The organism is Vibrio paucivorans (assembly GCF_054053395.1).
Genome location: NZ_CM133231.1, coordinates 1,631,075 through 1,648,541 on the forward strand (window position 1 = coordinate 1,631,075; position 17,467 = coordinate 1,648,541).

The following is a 17,467-nucleotide window of genomic DNA, read 5'->3' on the forward strand; positions in this document are numbered from 1 at the left end:
ACACTCGTGCTGAGTGCTATTTGAACTTCACTTCTCTGACTCGCGACATCAGTTGCTTATCAATCTCATGAAACAGTTTCATGGCATGAAATGAAACTGTCGCAGCTTTCAATCTTTGCTGATCTGCCAAATAAAGGCCGACCTTACTGTGACGATTCTCACGCAACCAGCGCCTAAATTTGGGAATACTCACCATGTAAGCGGTTTCAAGTTGAAGATGTATTGAGGTTCCTTTGGCAACAATTAAGCACGTATCAGAGCATGCAGGTGTGTCTCAAGCGACAGTATCCAGAGTAATAAATGGTACTAGCCGTGTGAGTCACGACAAAAAGCTTAAAGTCGAAAAAGCAATCAAAGAGTTAGGCTATCGTCCTAATTCAATTGCTCAGGCATTGGCTTCAAGTCGCACTGGTAGTGTTGGTATTGTCGTTCCGGAATTAGGCGGACCTTTCTTCTCGGGCATTTTGCACTGTATAGAAGAAAATCTGCGCCGCTTCGGGTATCACGCAGTGGTGACAGCTGGCTCAAATACGGAGCAGGGGCAGCGCGAGTCGGTGGAGTTTTTGTTAGGGCGTCGTGTTGATGCACTGATTCTTCACACTCAACACCTTAGTGATGATTATTTAATTGCTTTGGAAGAGCAGGGGGTGCCAGTGGTTTTGGTGAACCGCTTTATTCCAGAGATGGCGTTAAGCTGCATTGATATTGATAACGAAGTTGGGGGCAAACTCGCGACTCAATATCTACTGCAAATGGGGCACACCAAAATTGCGTGTATAACCGGACCACTCGACAAATCAGATGCACGGGGGCGTTTGCAAGGGTATCGAAGGGCTCTGGAAGAAGCGGGTTTAGAGTACGACGAAGCATTGGTTTCAGAGGCGGGCTTCACTGAAGAAACCGGTGTGAGTGCGATGAAGAAGCTACTCAAGCGTGAATGTGAATTCACTGCAGTGTTTGCTTCTAACGATCATATGGCGTTTGGAGCGTTTGAAGTGCTGAAAAGTGAGGGGATTTCGGTTCCGCAGGATATCTCACTGATTGGCTTTGACAACATTCTATTCGCTCGTTATCTCACCCCAGGCTTAACCACAATTAATTTCCCAATTGAGCTGATGAGCACAGAAGCGGTGCAGCTCACCATTCAAAAACTCAATAAAAATAAACGTGACGTGAATTTCAAACTCTCACCTTCACTTGTGGTGCGAAATTCGGTCAAGGACTTACTCAACACCCTATAAAAATGATTATTAAGGATAAAACATGAAATTTAAGACCTTAGCGCTATCTAGCGCGGTTGCATTAGGGCTTGCTGCAACAGCAACGGCTGCCGACAATCAAATCCGTTTCGACGGCTTTCCTGATTTCGATAGCAGTTTGAAAGTGCTGTTACCTGACTTTGAAAAGGAAACAGGTATCAAAGTCGACTACCTAATGAATAACCATGGTGACCATCACACTAAGTTGACAACGAACTTGGCAACCGGCTCTGGTGCGGGTGATGTGATTGTAGTGGATGTTGAGAAAATTGGTCCTTTTGTTGCGTCTGGTGGCCTAGTCAACCTGTCTGAAAACTACGGTGCCGATAAATATGAAGAGCGCTTCGCGCCATACGCTTGGGCACAAGGTAAAGGTGCAGACGGCGACATGTACGGCATTCCTGTCGACTTAGGTCCAGGCGTTATGTACTACCGCACTGACGTATTCGAAAAAGCCGGCATTGATATCGATGAAGCGATCAAAGATTGGGATTCTTACATTGCCGCAGGTGAAAAACTAAAAGAGAAGAACGTTCAATTGATTGCTTCGGCAGCAGACGTTGCACAGGCCATCATTTTTACTACGGTACCTGAAGGTGAAGGGCTGTACTTCGATAAAGACGGTAACCCAGTGGTGACTTCAGAACGTTTCGTTCACGCATTTGAAGTGGCGAAAGAGATCCGCGACAAAGGCTTAGATGGCCGAATCTTAGCGTGGTCTAACGAATGGTACGAAGGTTTCCGTAACGGCACGTTTGCAACTCAGCTTTCAGGTGCATGGCTACTTGGCCACCTAAATAACTGGATTGCGCCAGAAACCAAAGGTAAGTGGGCAGTTTCTCACCTTCCTGACGGCATCTATGGTAGCTGGGGTGGCTCTTTCCTATCTATCCCAACCCAGTCTGACAACCAAGATGATGCGTGGAAGCTGATTGAATACATGACAGCGTGATATTCAGCTTAAGCACTTCGAAACAATTGCTGCATTCCCAGCGAATACCACCACTTACGATGATGCACTGTTTGAAGAAGAGATGGAGTTCCTAGGCGGCCAGAAAGCGCGCTTGCTATTTGCTGATGTGGCGAAAAACATCAAGCCAGTGGCACCAGCGAAAGGCGACCACGTGGCTCGCTCTATCATCCTAGAAAACGCACTGATGGAAGTGTTGGATGAAGGTAAAGACATCAAAACTGCGCTTAAAGAAGCTGAGCGTCTAATTAAACGTCGTACTCGTAATCTATAAGCAATAATTATTAAGTGTAGGGGGCGTGGCAACGCGCCCCTTGTGTAAGAGGTCGTTACTATGAATCAAGCAGCGAGCAACGTCATGGATACATCACAAGGTAACAGCATTTTTTCTCGCCTGAGCTTGAAAGCGCTTACACCGTACGGGTTCCTACTGCCGTTTCTGATCATTTTTTCTGTTTTTGGGATTTTCCCGTTACTGTTTTCTTATCATTTCAAATGTGGAACCCAGTTGAGGGTATGGGTGCAATGGAGTTTGTGGGGTTTGAGAACTACCACATTGCATTGACCGACCCGTGGCTGTGGCGTTCACTGAAAAACACCTTATGGCTAGCGGTGACATCGGGTGTGGCGCAGCACTTAGTTGCGATTCCAGTCGCCTACATCCTAGTATCAATGGGTGACCGTATGCGTCACTGGTTAACGTCTGCCTACTTCCTTCCGTTTATCACGTCAACGGTGGCAGCGTCCCTTATCTTTTTCAATATGTACTCACCTAATTCAGGGATCATCAACCAAACATTAATGGCGCTGGCAGACAGCTCGCTATTTGGCTGGGCTTTTGCGTGGGTGAATGAATACCAACCTATCCGTTGGTTAGATGATGCAACCATGGTGAAGCCGTCTATCGCGATTGTGATTTTCTGGAAATACACCGGTTTTAACATCGTGCTATACACCACTGGTTTAATGACCATTCCTAAAGACATTCTTGAAGCCGCGCGTATGGATGGTGCAAACGCATTCCGACGTTTTTGGAATATTTCGTTACCAATGATTCGTCCATTTATCTTCTTTGCAATCACGATGACCATCATCGGTAACCTACAGCTGTTCGAAGAACCGTTTGTTCTGACTCGTGGTAGCGGTGGTACTGGTCAATCAGGCCTAACGATTTCTATGTATCTCTACAAAGTGGGTTGGGAGTGGCTAGAGATGGGCACAGCATCGGCGATTTCATGGTTACTGTTTGCATTAATCGCAACTTGTACAGCAATTCAATTCTTATTCTTTGGTAAGAAAGGCTTAGGGGAACAATAAAATGACGACTTCTATTAATACATCATCGTCGCATCCTAAGGGCTTGCTTAAGCTTATGCCAAGTGACCGTACCATCCATATTCTGACCAAAATTGCGATGGTGATGCTGGCAATCGTACTGATTGTGTCTGCCATCGTGACGGTATTTCCGTTTATCTGGTCGGCTCTACTGTCTACACGTGACCGCTCAGAGATTTTTGGCACCGGTATCAGTTTAGCTATCGGTGATAGCCTAGCGTACAACTACGCGCAACTGCTTGAAATCATGCCGTTTTGGCAAGCAATGTTTAACTCGATCTACGTTGCTTTCTTAGGCACAACCATTTCACTGCTGTTCTGTAGCATGGGTGGGTATGCGTTTGCGGCATTCAAGTTCAAAGGTAAGAACGTGCTGTTCGCGATGTTGGTTGGTTCAATGGCGATTCCGCCAGTGCTGAGCTTGATCCCGTACTTCATGATCGTGAAATTCTTAGGCTTGCTCGATAACCACATAGCGGTATGGCTGCCCTTCACCGCAACACCGTTTGGCATTTTCTTGATGCGTCAGCACGTGATTGCATCGATTCCGAAAGAGCTACTTGAAGCGGCCAAGCTCGATGGCGCAGGTGAATTTAGAACGTATTGGAGCGTGGTATTGCCACTGATGAAGCCTGCATTGGCAACCCTTGCCATTGTTCAGTTTGTCTTCTTCTGGAACATGTTTATGCAGCCGCTGGTGGTACTGAATTCACCAGACAACTATGTCATTACTCAAGCACTGCGAAGTGTACAAGGTATTCCAAACACACCTTGGGGCGCAGTCATGCTAGGTACCACTATTTCAATTCTTCCGTTGGTGATCACTTATCTATTTGCTTCGAAGCAAATGATCAGTGGATTAACGTCTGGCGCGGTTAAAGGTTAGGTTTAAAGGTATAACAATGAACAAATATCAACTTCCAAGTGATTCTCAGTTACGCAGTAAGGAATTTGTATTCGGTGTCGCAACCTCGTCTTATCAAATCGAAGGCGGCGTCGAAGAGGGCGGTCGTACGCCTTCTATCTGGGATACGTTTTGTCGTACTCCAGGCAAAGTAGATAATGGCGACCACGGTGATGTGGCGTGTGATCACTACCACCTGTGGAAACAAGACATCGAAATGATCCACAGCTTGGGCGTGGACGCATATCGACTATCAATCGCGTGGCCACGAATCTTGCCGCAAGACGGTGTGGTTAATCAGCAAGGGCTGGATTTCTACGAGCAAATCATCGATGAATGCCATGCTCGTGGTATGAAGGTGTATGTGACTTTGTATCACTGGGACTTGCCTCAGTACCTTGAAGATAAAGGTGGCTGGTTAAACCGTGAAACATCGTACAAATTTGCCGAGTATGCAGAGGTTGTTAGCCGCTACTTTGGCGACAAAATAGATGTCTATACGACGTTAAACGAACCGTTCGTTTCTGCGTTCCTTGGCTACCGTTGGGGCGAACATGCGCCGGGGGTTAAGGGCGAACGAGAGGGCTTTTTAGCGTCACATCACCTGATGCTTGGTCATGGCTTGGCGATGCCAGTTCTACGCAAAAACGCACCGAACGCGAAACATGGTGTGGTATTCAACGCGACGCCTGCTTACCCATTGACAGATAAAGACCAAGCGGCAGCAGATTACTGCGAAGCTGAAAACTTCCATTGGTTTATCGACCCTGTGCTCAAGGGCGAATACCCACAAGCAGTGATTGAGCGTCAATCGACTAAGATGCCAATGATCTTAGAAGGCGATTTAGACATTATCTCGGCACCAGTGGATTACATTGGTATCAACTATTACACCCGCAGCGTTGCTCGTTTTAATGAAAATGGCGACATCGAAACGGTTAAACAAACAGAGTCAGAGCACACCTATATCGGTTGGGAAATCTACCCACAAGGTTTAACGGATCTGCTGGTGCGCTTAAACACACGTTACGACAACCTACCACCAATTTACATCACTGAGAATGGTGCAGCCGGTGATGACCACTGCATTAACGGAGAAGTTAATGATGAGCAAAGAGTTCGCTATTTCCAAGGCCATTTAGAGGCGGTGGACAACGCCATTAAAGCGGGCGTTAAAGTCGATGGTTACTTTGCTTGGAGTTTGATGGATAACTTCGAATGGGCATTCGGTTACTGCCAGAGATTCGGTATGGTGCATGTCGATTACCAAACTCAAAAGAGAACATTAAAACAGAGCGCTATCGCTTATCAAAACATGCTGCTAGAGCGCGCTGAGGAGAACAAATAATGGCTAAAGTTGAATTCAAAAACATCAAGAAATCATTCGGTGATGTAGACGTGGTGAAGCATTTCGATTTCACTGTGAACGATGGTGAGTTCGTGGTTTTCCTTGGGCCTTCAGGCTGTGGTAAATCGACCACATTGCGCATGCTAGCTGGCCTTGAAAGCATTACTTCGGGCGACATTTTCGTTGGCGATAAGCTGATGAACAAGATCGATGCGAAAGATCGCGACCTTGCGATGGTTTTCCAAAGCTACGCGTTGTACCCGCACATGACTGTGTACGAAAACATTGCTTTTGCTCTAAAGCTGAAAGGGATGCCTAAGCCGGAAATTGATGTAGAAGTGCGAAAAGCCGCCAAGATGCTAGAGCTTGAGCCGCTACTGGATCGTAAACCTAAAGAGTTGTCTGGCGGTCAGCGCCAACGTGTCGCGATGGGGCGTGCGATGGTTCGCACACCTAAAGTGTTCCTGTTTGATGAGCCTTTGTCTAACTTGGATGCCAAACTACGTGGTGTGATGCGCGAAGAGATCAAACAGCTTCACCGTGAGCTGAAAACCACCACTATCTACGTCACGCACGACCAAATCGAAGCTATGACGTTGGCCGATCGCATCGTGATTTTGAAAGATGGCTATGTGGCTCAAGTTGGTACACCTACGGAAGTATTCCAACGTCCAGCAAACAAATTCGTTGCACAGTTCATTGGTAACCCTTCAATGAATATGCTCGATGCTCAACTGATTGAAAAAGAAGGTGAATTCTTCGTAGAGCTTGGTGATGTTCAAATTCCGTTACCAGAACGATTCAAAGCGCACGCGTCGAAGAACCTCGCCCTCCATTTCGGTGTTCGCCCGACGGATATTCACCTGCGAGCGGAGCAAGTGGATCATGACAGAGTGCTGCCTTTCCCTGTGAAAATCAAAGATAAAGAGCTACTTGGCGCGAGCATCCTGTTGAAAACAGAAATCGCTGGCCAACCTTTGATGGTTGAGACTCAAGCGGCAGAAGTCGATGTTGATGCACTGACGCTCTACTTAGATCTTGATGCTATTCACTTGTTTGACGCACTGAGCGAAAACTCACTCGCGAGCTAAATCTGCCCAAGTAAAAGCCAACTCAGGTAAACCTCATTCTAGAATAATTCAGCTTCTCCCCTTACGGGGGGAGGCTAGGGATAGTGACGATGAAATTCGGATATTTTGACGATAAAAACAAAGAATACGTGGCAACAACACCATGTACACCCATCAAATGGTGTAACTATGTTGGCACGCTCAATTTTGGCGGCTTGGTCGATAGTAATGGTGGAGTGCTGCTATGTAAGGGGGACCCAGCACTCAATCGCATCACCAAATATATTGCCCAGCTGCCAAACTCTGACTTTAAAGGGTCGACTTTGTACCTGAAGGTACGTGATAGCGAAGGGAATACACAAGTGTTCTCTCCGTTCTATACCCCTACACTCAAACCTCTAGATAAGTTTGAAAACCACACGGGTTTGTCTTACACCACCATTGTGGCGGAAGCATTTGGTGTGCGTTGTGAGAGTACGTTCTTTATTCCAAAGAATGACGAAGTGTTACTGCAAGACATTAAAGTGACCAACATTTCTGGCAAAGAGCTGCATGTGGATGTTGTACCTGTGTTCGAGTTCACTCACTTCGACGCGCTTAAACAACTGCTGAATGCGGACTGGGTTCCACAAACGATGACCCTCAAGGCGCACCAGCAACAAACTGGTCACACTGTGTTAGAGCAGTATGCGTTTATGAAGCGCGATTACGCTGTAAATCTAATGACGGCAGACCGCCCTGCGACCTCATTTGATGGTGACCGACAGAAGTTCATTGGTAACCTAGGTTACGGCAGCTGGGCTGCGCCAGAAGCATTAAACAACAACGAATTAGGTAATAGTGAGTGCTTACGTGGTGACAACATCGGCGCTTTGAATCTACGTCTTGGTTGGTTAGCACCGCAGCAAACAGAACGTACTGTCGTGCAGTTGACCCAAATGGAAAGTTTAGACGCCGCTAAAGACATGTTAGCGAAATATCGCGACCATTCTGTGGTGGACGCAGCGTTTGCGGAGCTGACTGAACACTGGGCTAGCTACCTAGATACGGTTCAAGTTGAGACGCCGGATCCAGCGATGAATTCCATGCTGAACATCCACAACCCTCGTCAGTGTCATACCACTAAAAACTGGTCACGTTACTTATCTCTATACCAACTGGGCTATGGGGCTCGCGGCATTGGTTTCCGTGATTCGTCACAAGATACTCTGGGTGTGATTACTCACATGCCAGAAGAAGCACGCGAATTCATCGAGCGCTTGTTGTCGGTACAAAATACCAATGGTTCGGCCATGCACCAGTTCTTCCCTTCAACAATGGAAGCGAATGCGGGTGACTCACGTGAAGAAGAAGACCGCCCAGACTACTACGGTGATGACCACTTATGGATCATTTACGCTGTCACACAGTACGTGAAAGAGTCGGGTAATGGAGACTTCCTAAACAAAGAAATCCCATATTACCAGAAGGATAAGCAAGGCAATCCAGTCGAATCAGGCACGGTGTGGGATCACTTATGCCGTGCGATTGAGTTTACTTACAGCAATACAGGTCAACATGGATTGCCGTTGCTAGGGTTTGCTGACTGGAATGATACCGTTAACCTGCCTACCGGCGCAGAGTCGATGATGGTAGCCAACATGTACGGCAAAGCTCTATTGGATATGCTCGATTTGTGTGAACTTCGCGGTGAGTCATCGCTTGCGAAACAGTTCCAAGCTCAATATGAGCAGATGCAAAGCACCGTTAATGAATGTGGTTGGGATGGCGAGTGGTTTATTCGTTACTTCGATGAAACGGGTGCTCCTATTGGTTCTCATACCAACGAACAAGGGCAAATCTACACCAATGGTCAGAGCTGGCCTGTGATCTCTGGATTTGCTACTCAAGAGCGTGCTACACAAGCGCTAGAGTCTGTGTATAGCAAGCTCAACACCGCGAACGGTATTAAGTTATCTACACCGGGCTATAACGGTTTCGATCCTCAGTTAGGTGGTGTATCGACATATCCTCCTGGTGCGAAAGAGAACGGCGGCATCTTCCTGCACTCAAATCCTTGGGTGATGATTGCGGAAGCGAAAATGGGTAATGGTGATCGTGCTTATGAGTACTACCGTCAAATCAATCCAGCATCGAAAAATGACGATATTGATACCTTTGAATCAGAACCTTACTGCTACCCACAAAACATTCTGGGTGATGAACACCAGCAGTTTGGTTTAGGCCGAAACGCATGGCTGTCTGGTACGTCTTCTTGGACATACGTGGCCGGTACTCAGTGGATTCTTGGTGTTCGCCCTGAAATCGATGGATTGCTTATTGACCCATGTATTCCGAGCAGTTGGCCTGAGTTTAAGGTTCGCCGCCAATTCCGCGGAGCGACGTATCATATTCACGTCAGCAACCCGAATGGGGTGAGCAAGGGTGTGGTAGAAATGCGAGTAAATGGTGAGGCAATAGATGGGAACAAAGCACCTGTCTTTACTTCCGGTGAACATCGTATTGAAGTGGTACTAGGTTAATAATTAGGGCGCATTCTGAGGTTCAGAGTGCGCCCTTTCTCACGTAGTGCGTTTTCTCTTATTCACTTGGATTCGAATAGCGAGCGTGGCACTGCCAAGCGAGCGAAATAGTTTGATTAGGTAACAGCTCTATGAGTCCGATTCGATTGTTAAAAGCATCGGCAGGGCAAGTCATTGGTTCAATGGCGATTGAAGGTTCCGAGTCTGGTGTGTAGAGCTGAACAAACCGGTAGCCAGAACCTTGCTGGAAGGTGAGTTGAGCTAAACCGTCTTGTCGCTGTAACGTCAGTTCAACAGATTGGTTCGACCCAAACTCGAAGCAGTGATTAAAACACTGGCCTTCAAGTGATGACGGGGAAGAGAACGCATCGTAAGCGGTTTTTTGCCCTGTAGGGAGATCGTGTTGATGTTCCAGTTCAAGACAAGCTGGCATATGAAGCGTGCAGTTATCGAGGGGGCAACCAAGGGTGAAATAAGGGTGCCAAGCATCGCCCATAGGCATTGTATCGTCACCAAGGTTGGTGATCTGCGTAGAGCAACTTAATTGCCCTGATGCCTCTACTCGGTACTGAATATCAAGCTGAAACGCAAACGGGTAGCCTGAGTGCAGTGACGATTGGTCGAGATCCTGCGTGCTAAAACGAAGAGTGATTTCAGCATGCTGTTCATTCGCTTGTGAGTCAATCAACTTAAATTGCTGATTGTAAACGAGCCCGTGAACAGCATGATCGGACCAAGGGAAGTTCGCTGGAAGCTGATAGCTTTGCTGATTGTACTGATAGTGGCCGAGGTTGAGCCGGTTAGGGAAGGGGAAGAGCTTGGCACTACGAGAGAAAAAAGGGTGTTGATGCATTAAATCATCACAGTTTTGGTAACCAGAAATAAAGGAGAATGGACTATGATTAACAATGTATTTATTAACAATAGCCCCAAATTCTTCGATTATTTGAACTTCTATACCAAGGTTTGGATTTAATATTGTGACAGCACTTAAATTATTAAAATTATCTTTCTTGATTTTGAACATTGTAATATCTCCATTTGGTGATGATATTAACAAGCAAAATAAAATATTCAATATTGGATTTTAAATATGAAGAATAAAATTCCATATACAAGTTATTCAGGGCTAGCTAGTGAAATGTGCCGCAAAGGGGATGCGGTAGAGTTTATTCAACCATGGTATACACCGATTTCAACGACGCCTGAAAATACAGGAATGGCGGTAGGTGGTATTGGCAATACGTTCACGCTAACTGCTAAGGGTGACACACCTAACTTTAGCTTCATTCCTGGTATCTTTATCGATTGTCAGGAGCAAGATATTCATTTCAATGACTATTATCTGTCGGTGATGGATGTCCCGAGTTTGAATAACCTTGAAATATATTCATTAAGTGACTTAACAAGTTTTATAAATTACTACCCAGCTAAATTTGGTCAAAATGGTATAAATTTATCTTCAGATGAATTAGCGCTATTAGATATTAAGTCTGCATTGGGAAGTGGACGGTTTTATTTAGATAATAAAGACTCATTTGAACGTTGGAATATCGAATTTAATGATAAAACTAAGCGCCACATTGTACAAAACCCACGCGCAATTGAGACGCAAATTTTAGTCGCATTGGATTTTTTCAATGGTCTACTTGTTAATACTTCGGTGCAAAGCCAGTCTTTGACTGCTGATAGTCGTGCTGCTGTTGAATCTGTATCGAGTGACGACGTAACGTATCAGGCGCTGTACCCAATGGCTCATTATCGTTACTCAGAGTTTTCTGGGGTTACGGTCGAGCGTAAAGTCGTGTCTCCGGTAGTGAAAGATGACAAACGTTTATGTTCGTTACCTGCTCACTGGAATCATTTTGAGCTGACCAATAATAGTTCACAGGTCAAAGTCGTCACCTTAGTTCAGCCGCTCAACAACCTGTTAGGTTCTACTTACCGAAAGGGACGCGATGGTATCCAAGACTCGGCGTGTACCTTGACTCAAAACCCAATTGCACAAAGCCATTCCCCACTTCAAATTACCGGGGAAGAATATAGTTTCAGCGGAGTGACGCTGGCGAGTGACTCTCCTTACGCTTCGGATATAGAAGGGGAAGTGGTATACGGCGTTCAAGCCAATAACAGCCAGCTTGAGAGCGGCAAAGTAACCGTATCGGTGAAATCGTCACTGTACAGCAGTAAAGTAGACCAGCAAGTGGTCGCTGCTTTGAGTACTGGGCGCACCAACAATCATTTCGACCACGGCATTTACAGTGGTCGCGAAGGTTTGTCGTCTCTGGTCACCGTTCAGGTTGAACTGCAGCCAAATGAGAGTGTTGAATTGCGTTTTGCTCAAGTCATGGATCACAGCAAAATTTTGCTTAATGGTTGGCAGTCTGACAAAGCCTACACGCAGTTTTTTGAGCAGCCATCTCGTGCTCAGCAGATCTTAGCCTTCCTATTGCCTCAACTCGATGCAATCGAGGCGCAAATTGTTGAGCAGCAAAATGCATTCTTGCTACAAACACAGCAACAGATTCAAGATTCTGAACGAGCGCAACGGTTTGCCACTATGGCAATGAACACCTTGTCTTTCTTAGCTGAATCAACCGTGTGGGATAAGCAGGACAAATTTTTGGTGAAAGAGTGTGTCGATTACCCATTCTTTAACTCGTTAGATGTGTACTTCTACGGTTCGTTCTCTTTGTTGTATTTACTACCAGAGCTTGATGGCTGTGTGATGCAAGCATTCGCCGATGCGATTCTTGCCAGCGATGCAACCAAACGACGCTATTGGGAATATGAAGATAAGCCTTATGCGGAGCTGGTGGATAGCAAGTATGAAGGCGTACGTGCAGTGCGTGGTGCTGTGATTCACGATTTAGGCAGCCCGTATGACATCCAGCCCGATGCATACAGCTGGCACAACGTCAAAGAGTGGAAAGACTTAGCACCGAAGTACATTTTAATGGTTTATCGCCATTACCAACACAGCGGTAACCTCTCTTTAGTCGCTGCATGCTGGCCGGCTATCCAAGAGAGCATCGAGTTTTTATCTTCTCTGATTGAAGAAGGGGACACGCTACCTCTTACTCGTGGCACGGATGATACCTTTGATAACTTATCTTCCCACGGTATTTCGATTTACTGTGCCAGCTTGTGGGCTGCTGGGCTGAAAGCAGCGGCTGAGTTAGCCGTTTTATTGGAACAACCAGAGCTTGCACTGGAATACCGCCAGCGCTCTGATTCTGCACTTGCAACGTTAGAAAGCGGTTTATGGGATGAGCGCCAAGGCTATTACCACTTCTTTGTCACTCCAGTTCAAACCAAGCATTTGACCGGTAAGGGATTAGAGGCACTACAATCGATTGGGGTTGAGCTGTGTGGCGATGCTATCCAAGATAAAAATACACTCAATGCGTATCTGGATGAGTGCGATTTGGATAGTCAGCAAAGCAAACTTGAGCAGCGTCTATTAAAGAAACAACAACTGTTGGAATTGGCCCCACAGGCCTTTACCGATGAATATCAAGCATTGCTGCTCGACTCGGACAACAGCTTTGGTGACGCCTTGCTAGCCGATAGCTACTTGCGACTTGTTGGGTTAGAGGGGCTATTCGATCAACAGCGAATCCGCCGCGCGTTGGATTATGTGTACAAACACAACTTTCAGATCAACAGCCCGAAGCTGGGCGTGGCGAATATGACTTTGGCTAATGGCGCACCTCATGATGCGTTCCAAGCGCAAGATGTGTGGATTGGGGTTCAGTTTAGTGTCGCGACAGCATTAAGGCTAGCCGGTAAAAACCGGCAAGCCGAAGAGTTGATGGACACGGTGTACACCGCCTTGTATCACTATGCCAAAATACCTTTTGCGGCTCCGGAAGGCTTTAATTGCTCTGTGGCAGTGACGGCTGATGAGATGGCGAAAGTCTTGAACTGCGATGATCAACAATCGAGGGAACTAATTGATTGGTTAACCCGTTCTGATTGCCTGTTGTCTGATGGTAGGGTTAACCCAGACCTCAGCCAGTCATTGGATCAATTTACACTGTTAATCGGTGACAAGTTAGCGAAAGATCGTCACTCTACTCTGCATAAATGGCTGCTCAGTACTGGGCTTAAGTACACCGCAGGACGTTACTTTAGGCCAGGGATGATCTTTGCCTATCTATATGGGAACAGCTCCATTTAGTGACGTTAAAGCTTGGATTGAACCCAAAGTGGTTAAAGAGAAACCAAGTGAACGCTTGGTTTCTCACTGAGATCTCACTCGCAGATCAAGGTGTTTGACCAAATTGGGACAGGCTCTTACATTTCTATCAATTAAACAGCAAGCAAGATACTGACTATGGCCAAAAAGAAAAAAGCACCCACGGTTTATGATGTCGCCCGACTCGCTGGCGTATCGCCTAGTACAGTATCTCGCTTTTTAAATCGCACGACCTATGTCTCCGACGAGAAAAGTCAGAATATAGAACAGGCGATCAACGAGCTGGGTTACAAGCCCAACTTTCAAATGCAACAGAATACTAATCGTCGTTCTATGACCATTGGTGTCCTGATCCAACACCCAGACAGCCCGTATACCAGCCGTATCTTGAATGATATGGAGAAGGTACTGATCTCTCAGGGGTACTCGCTTGTGATTGCAACGGGGCATTGGCAAAGTAAGCTGGAAGTGCATGCTCTTGAGTACCTAGTGAAAAGCAATGTCGATGGCATCATCGTCGTGACAGGCAACCTTCAAGAAGACTTAATCCTAAAAACCGCCGAAACAATACCTATGGTAACGGTTGGGTACGATGTTGTCGGTAATAATGTACGCTCACTCAATCTAGATAATGTCCTTGGTGGTTACATTGCGACACTGCACTTGTTGCAGCTGGGTCATGTCAACATTGCACATATTAAAGGTTTGAGTAGCCAGCCAGACTCTGGCGATCGTTTTGAAGGCTATAAGAAAGCGTTGCAGGAATCGGACATTAAAGTTAATCCTAAGCTAGTGAAACAAGGTGATTTCAGCTCAGAACTTGGCTACGAGAAAACCATTGAACTGTTGGAATCGAAGGTCCATTTCTCGGCATTATTCGCCGCGAATGATCAAACTGCTTATGGTGCAATTAAAGCACTAACCGATCGAGGTTATCGCGTACCTGAAGATGTCTCGGTGATTGGTTTCGATGATCTGCCAACCTCGTACTATTTTACCCCAGCACTCACCACGTTAAGGCAACCGATTGAAGAGATTGGTGCGGTATGTGCACACTCGATTTTGAACCTACTGACTGGCGAGCGCCATGAAGCGAGACTGCCGCCGATAGACTTGATCGTGCGCCAGTCTACAAAATCTATTTACCGTTAGTACGTTGATAAAGAACCAAAAAATCTAGCTATTGGTGAGTATGTAGGTAATAGCTCGATTGGAAGCTTTGCATGCTGCCCCAACTCACACATACGATGTCTGTTTTTGGCTACTATATGCGGTAGAGTGAAAATGATTAAACAGAGTATCGATACTGATGGAACGAATAGTAAATCAATCTCTTCTAAACGGTTTATGTAACCAAGGCGATGATGCAATCGCAGTATATAACCCATCTACTCAACGTATTATTGGTTATGTGCCGTCTTTGTCTAAATCGGGCATACAAGAAAAAATACAATCTGCAAAACTAGCGCAAAGAGAGTGGCAGCAGAAAACAGCCGCTGAACGCAGTTTGGTTCTAATGCGTTGGTATGATCTAGTGATTGAAAACGCCAACGATTTGGCCTCGATAATGACGCTTGAGCAGGGGAAGCCATTTGCTGAGGCTAGGGGCGAAGTCATGTATGGCGCGAGTTTCATCCAGTGGTTTGCTGAAGAAGGCAAGCGGACCTATGGGGATACGATTCCAACCCCTGCCAGCAATAAGCGTATTATGACGATCAAGCAGCCGGTTGGTGTGACTGCAGCCATCACTCCGTGGAACTTCCCAATCGCTATGATCACTCGCAAAGTAGCGCCTGCTTTGGCTGCTGGTTGCAGTTGTATCGTAAAGCCTGCGAATCAAACCCCAATGTGTGCCTATGCGCTTTCAGAGCTTGCTTTACAAGCTGGCCTACCGAAAGACCTCTTCTGCGTAGTTAGTAACGCGTCGTCCAGATTGGTAGGGGATATATTCTGCAATGACCAAGATATTAAGAAGCTCTCTTTTACTGGTTCTACTGAAGTAGGAAGAACGCTTATCAAGCAGTGTGCTGACACGATAAAGCGAACGTCAATGGAACTGGGAGGGAATGCTCCCTTTATCGTTTTTGAAGACGCAGATATCGAGCAGGCTGTCGCAGGAGCGATTGCATCGAAGTTTCGAAATGCAGGGCAAACGTGTGTGTGTGCGAATCGATTGTATGTCCATACGACAATCTATGATGATTTTGTAGAAAAGTTTGTGGATGCTGCGAGCTCGTTAGTCGTCGGTGATGGTTTTGACCAAGAAGTCTCTGTTGGGCCTCTTATTGACGAAAAAGCGAAAGCGGATGTGATGTCTTTGCTTTCCGGCGCTGTTAAAGAGGGCGCCAAACTCTCATTGGGAGGAGATGAATTAGATGGCAATTTCATCCCGCCGACAGTGTTGACTGAAGTGACCAAAAATATGTCGATTGTCCAAGAAGAAATATTTGGCCCAATCGCGCCTATTATTCGCTTTAGTGATGAGAGTGATCTTCTGGAGCAAGCCAATGATACTCAGTATGGCTTGGCGAGCTATTTTTACACACAGAACATTCAGCGCGCTTTTCGTATCGCAGAAAAGCTAGAATTTGGCATGGTTGGTTTGAACGAAGGCATTATTTCTACCGAAGTTGCCCCGTTTGGTGGTGTGAAGCAATCTGGCTTTGGTAGAGAAGGTGCTAAGCAAGGCATAGAGGAATACTTGAACATCAAGTATATCTGTTTAGGTGCTATCGACTCGTGAAGTAATGATGGAGCAGTTAGTGAATCACAGCTGCTCTTTTTCAAACTTCATCTTGTACATATTCTTATCGGCAATCGACAATAAGTGGTTAATATCCGTTGAATCAATTGGGTAGCGGCTAAAGCCTAGGCTTGCACCGAGCTGGACACTTTCCCCTGATTTTAAAATTAGTTTCTCATTAAAACACGCCAAGATAAGCTCGTTAAACTGAGCAACATCTTCCAAGCTAGTCGATTCGAGTACCAGTGTGAACTCATCTCCACCCATTCGATAAACATGATAATTGCTCAGTGGAATAAACGTATTGAGTCGCCACGCGGTTTGCGCCAGCGCCTCGTCTCCCGCTTGATGCCCATGAGTATCGTTGATCTCTTTAAAGCCATTTAAATCAAGCAACACAACCGTAAACTCGGCGAATTTATGTTGCTTTTCAAGGGCTTCAAATAAGGAGAAACGGTTTTTAATCCCCGTTAATGTATCGGTGAAAGCGAGCTTTTTATGGTGAAGAGACTCTTGATGCAGGATATATGTAACCAGTGCGGCGCAGCAAAATAGCAAAAACATCAGTAAGTACTGTATGTAGCTAAGCTCCCGTGCCAAAGCCATTTGTTGTTGGTAAAGTGGACTTTTTAATCGGAAGTTTTGATTCACGTAGCCGATCATATCGTAATAGATCTTATCTAGGCCTTCGGTGAGAGTCCGCAGAGACTCTTGATCGTTGACCTGTTCCAGTACAGGCTCCATTTTCTGGTAATCGATAAAGATTTCATTAAAAAATGGTCGTGCACCTTCAAGGGACATGAAGGTGTCGGATTCACGGCTGTTTAACAGCAGATCGAATCGGCTCCATGTGAGTTCGTACTTCAGCCAAACTTTCGATTGATTGGCTGGGTTTTCCAACATATACGGCCCAATAGCCACTAACTCCGAAAACTCTTTGGTTAATTGGAATAAGAACCAAGTCGCTTGGTTTTGCTGAGCCGAGTAGGACTTCGCCAAATCTCGTGTCGCGGTCACGATATAGACATTCGCGAGGATGAGAGCAACGGTCAGCAATATAAGTAACGTCTTCGACTTGGATAAAAAGCTATGCATAACTTTGGGTTAACACCTCA

10 protein-coding genes and 2 pseudogenes are annotated in these 17,467 nt (G+C 46.0%); 10 read left to right on the forward strand and 2 right to left on the reverse strand.

Annotated elements, in window-relative coordinates; genetic code table 11:
• Positions 1-233 precede the first annotated feature (233 nt).
• From ACXABW_RS22780 to ACXABW_RS22810, 7 genes and pseudogenes are all read left to right on the forward strand, one after another.
• On the forward strand, positions 234-1,241 hold the full coding sequence (locus ACXABW_RS22780) for a LacI family DNA-binding transcriptional regulator (protein WP_252033335.1): 1,008 nt from the start codon (positions 234-236) through the stop codon (positions 1,239-1,241).
• Positions 1,242-1,263: 22 nt separating this feature from the next.
• Positions 1,264-2,503: pseudogene (locus ACXABW_RS22785) on the forward strand (ABC transporter substrate-binding protein).
• A 60-nt stretch (positions 2,504-2,563) separates the two neighbouring features.
• Positions 2,564-3,546, forward strand: a pseudogene (locus ACXABW_RS22790) (carbohydrate ABC transporter permease).
• Positions 3,547-3,601: 55 nt separating this feature from the next.
• On the forward strand, positions 3,602-4,450 hold the full coding sequence (locus ACXABW_RS22795; protein ID WP_457527185.1) for a carbohydrate ABC transporter permease: 849 nt from the start codon (positions 3,602-3,604) through the stop codon (positions 4,448-4,450).
• 16 nt (positions 4,451-4,466) lie between these two features.
• Entirely contained in the window at positions 4,467-5,816 is a 1,350-nt protein-coding gene (locus ACXABW_RS22800; RefSeq protein ID WP_457525707.1) for a GH1 family beta-glucosidase, read from the forward strand.
• Complete coding sequence (locus tag ACXABW_RS22805; RefSeq protein WP_457525709.1) at positions 5,816-6,907, forward strand: ABC transporter ATP-binding protein; 1,092 nt, start codon at positions 5,816-5,818, stop codon at positions 6,905-6,907. Before ACXABW_RS22800 ends, ACXABW_RS22805 begins: the two co-directional genes overlap by 1 nt.
• 89 nt (positions 6,908-6,996) lie before the next feature.
• A complete protein-coding gene (locus tag ACXABW_RS22810; RefSeq protein WP_457525710.1) occupies positions 6,997-9,408 on the forward strand; it encodes a GH36-type glycosyl hydrolase domain-containing protein in 2,412 nt (803 codons plus the stop codon).
• Positions 9,409-9,466: 58 nt separating this feature from the next.
• Here the strand turns inward: ACXABW_RS22810 and ACXABW_RS22815 are convergent, their stop codons facing one another.
• Positions 9,467-10,435 (reverse strand): aldose epimerase family protein, encoded by a 969-nt coding sequence (locus ACXABW_RS22815; RefSeq protein ID WP_457525712.1) that lies wholly within the window; start codon positions 10,433-10,435, stop codon positions 9,467-9,469.
• A 66-nt stretch (positions 10,436-10,501) separates the two neighbouring features.
• On the opposite strand from ACXABW_RS22815, the gene ACXABW_RS22820 reads away from it, so the two are divergent.
• The 3 genes from ACXABW_RS22820 to ACXABW_RS22830 all read left to right on the forward strand — a co-directional run bounded on the left by ACXABW_RS22820 (position 10,502) and on the right by ACXABW_RS22830 (position 16,352).
• Positions 10,502-13,591, forward strand: coding sequence for a GH116 family glycosyl hydrolase (locus ACXABW_RS22820; protein ID WP_457525714.1), 3,090 nt, complete (start codon positions 10,502-10,504; stop codon positions 13,589-13,591).
• 156 nt (positions 13,592-13,747) lie between these two features.
• The gene (locus ACXABW_RS22825; protein WP_252033372.1) at positions 13,748-14,761 is read left to right on the forward strand and encodes a LacI family DNA-binding transcriptional regulator; all 1,014 of its coding nucleotides are present in this window, start codon (positions 13,748-13,750) and stop codon (positions 14,759-14,761) included.
• A gap of 157 nt (positions 14,762-14,918) precedes the next feature.
• On the forward strand, positions 14,919-16,352 hold the full coding sequence (locus ACXABW_RS22830; protein WP_457525717.1) for an NAD-dependent succinate-semialdehyde dehydrogenase: 1,434 nt from the start codon (positions 14,919-14,921) through the stop codon (positions 16,350-16,352).
• 24 nt (positions 16,353-16,376) lie between these two features.
• Here the strand turns inward: ACXABW_RS22830 and ACXABW_RS22835 are convergent, their stop codons facing one another.
• Positions 16,377-17,447, reverse strand: a complete 1,071-nt coding sequence (locus ACXABW_RS22835; protein WP_457525719.1) for a GGDEF domain-containing protein — start codon at positions 17,445-17,447, stop codon at positions 16,377-16,379.
• Positions 17,448-17,467 lie beyond the last annotated feature (20 nt).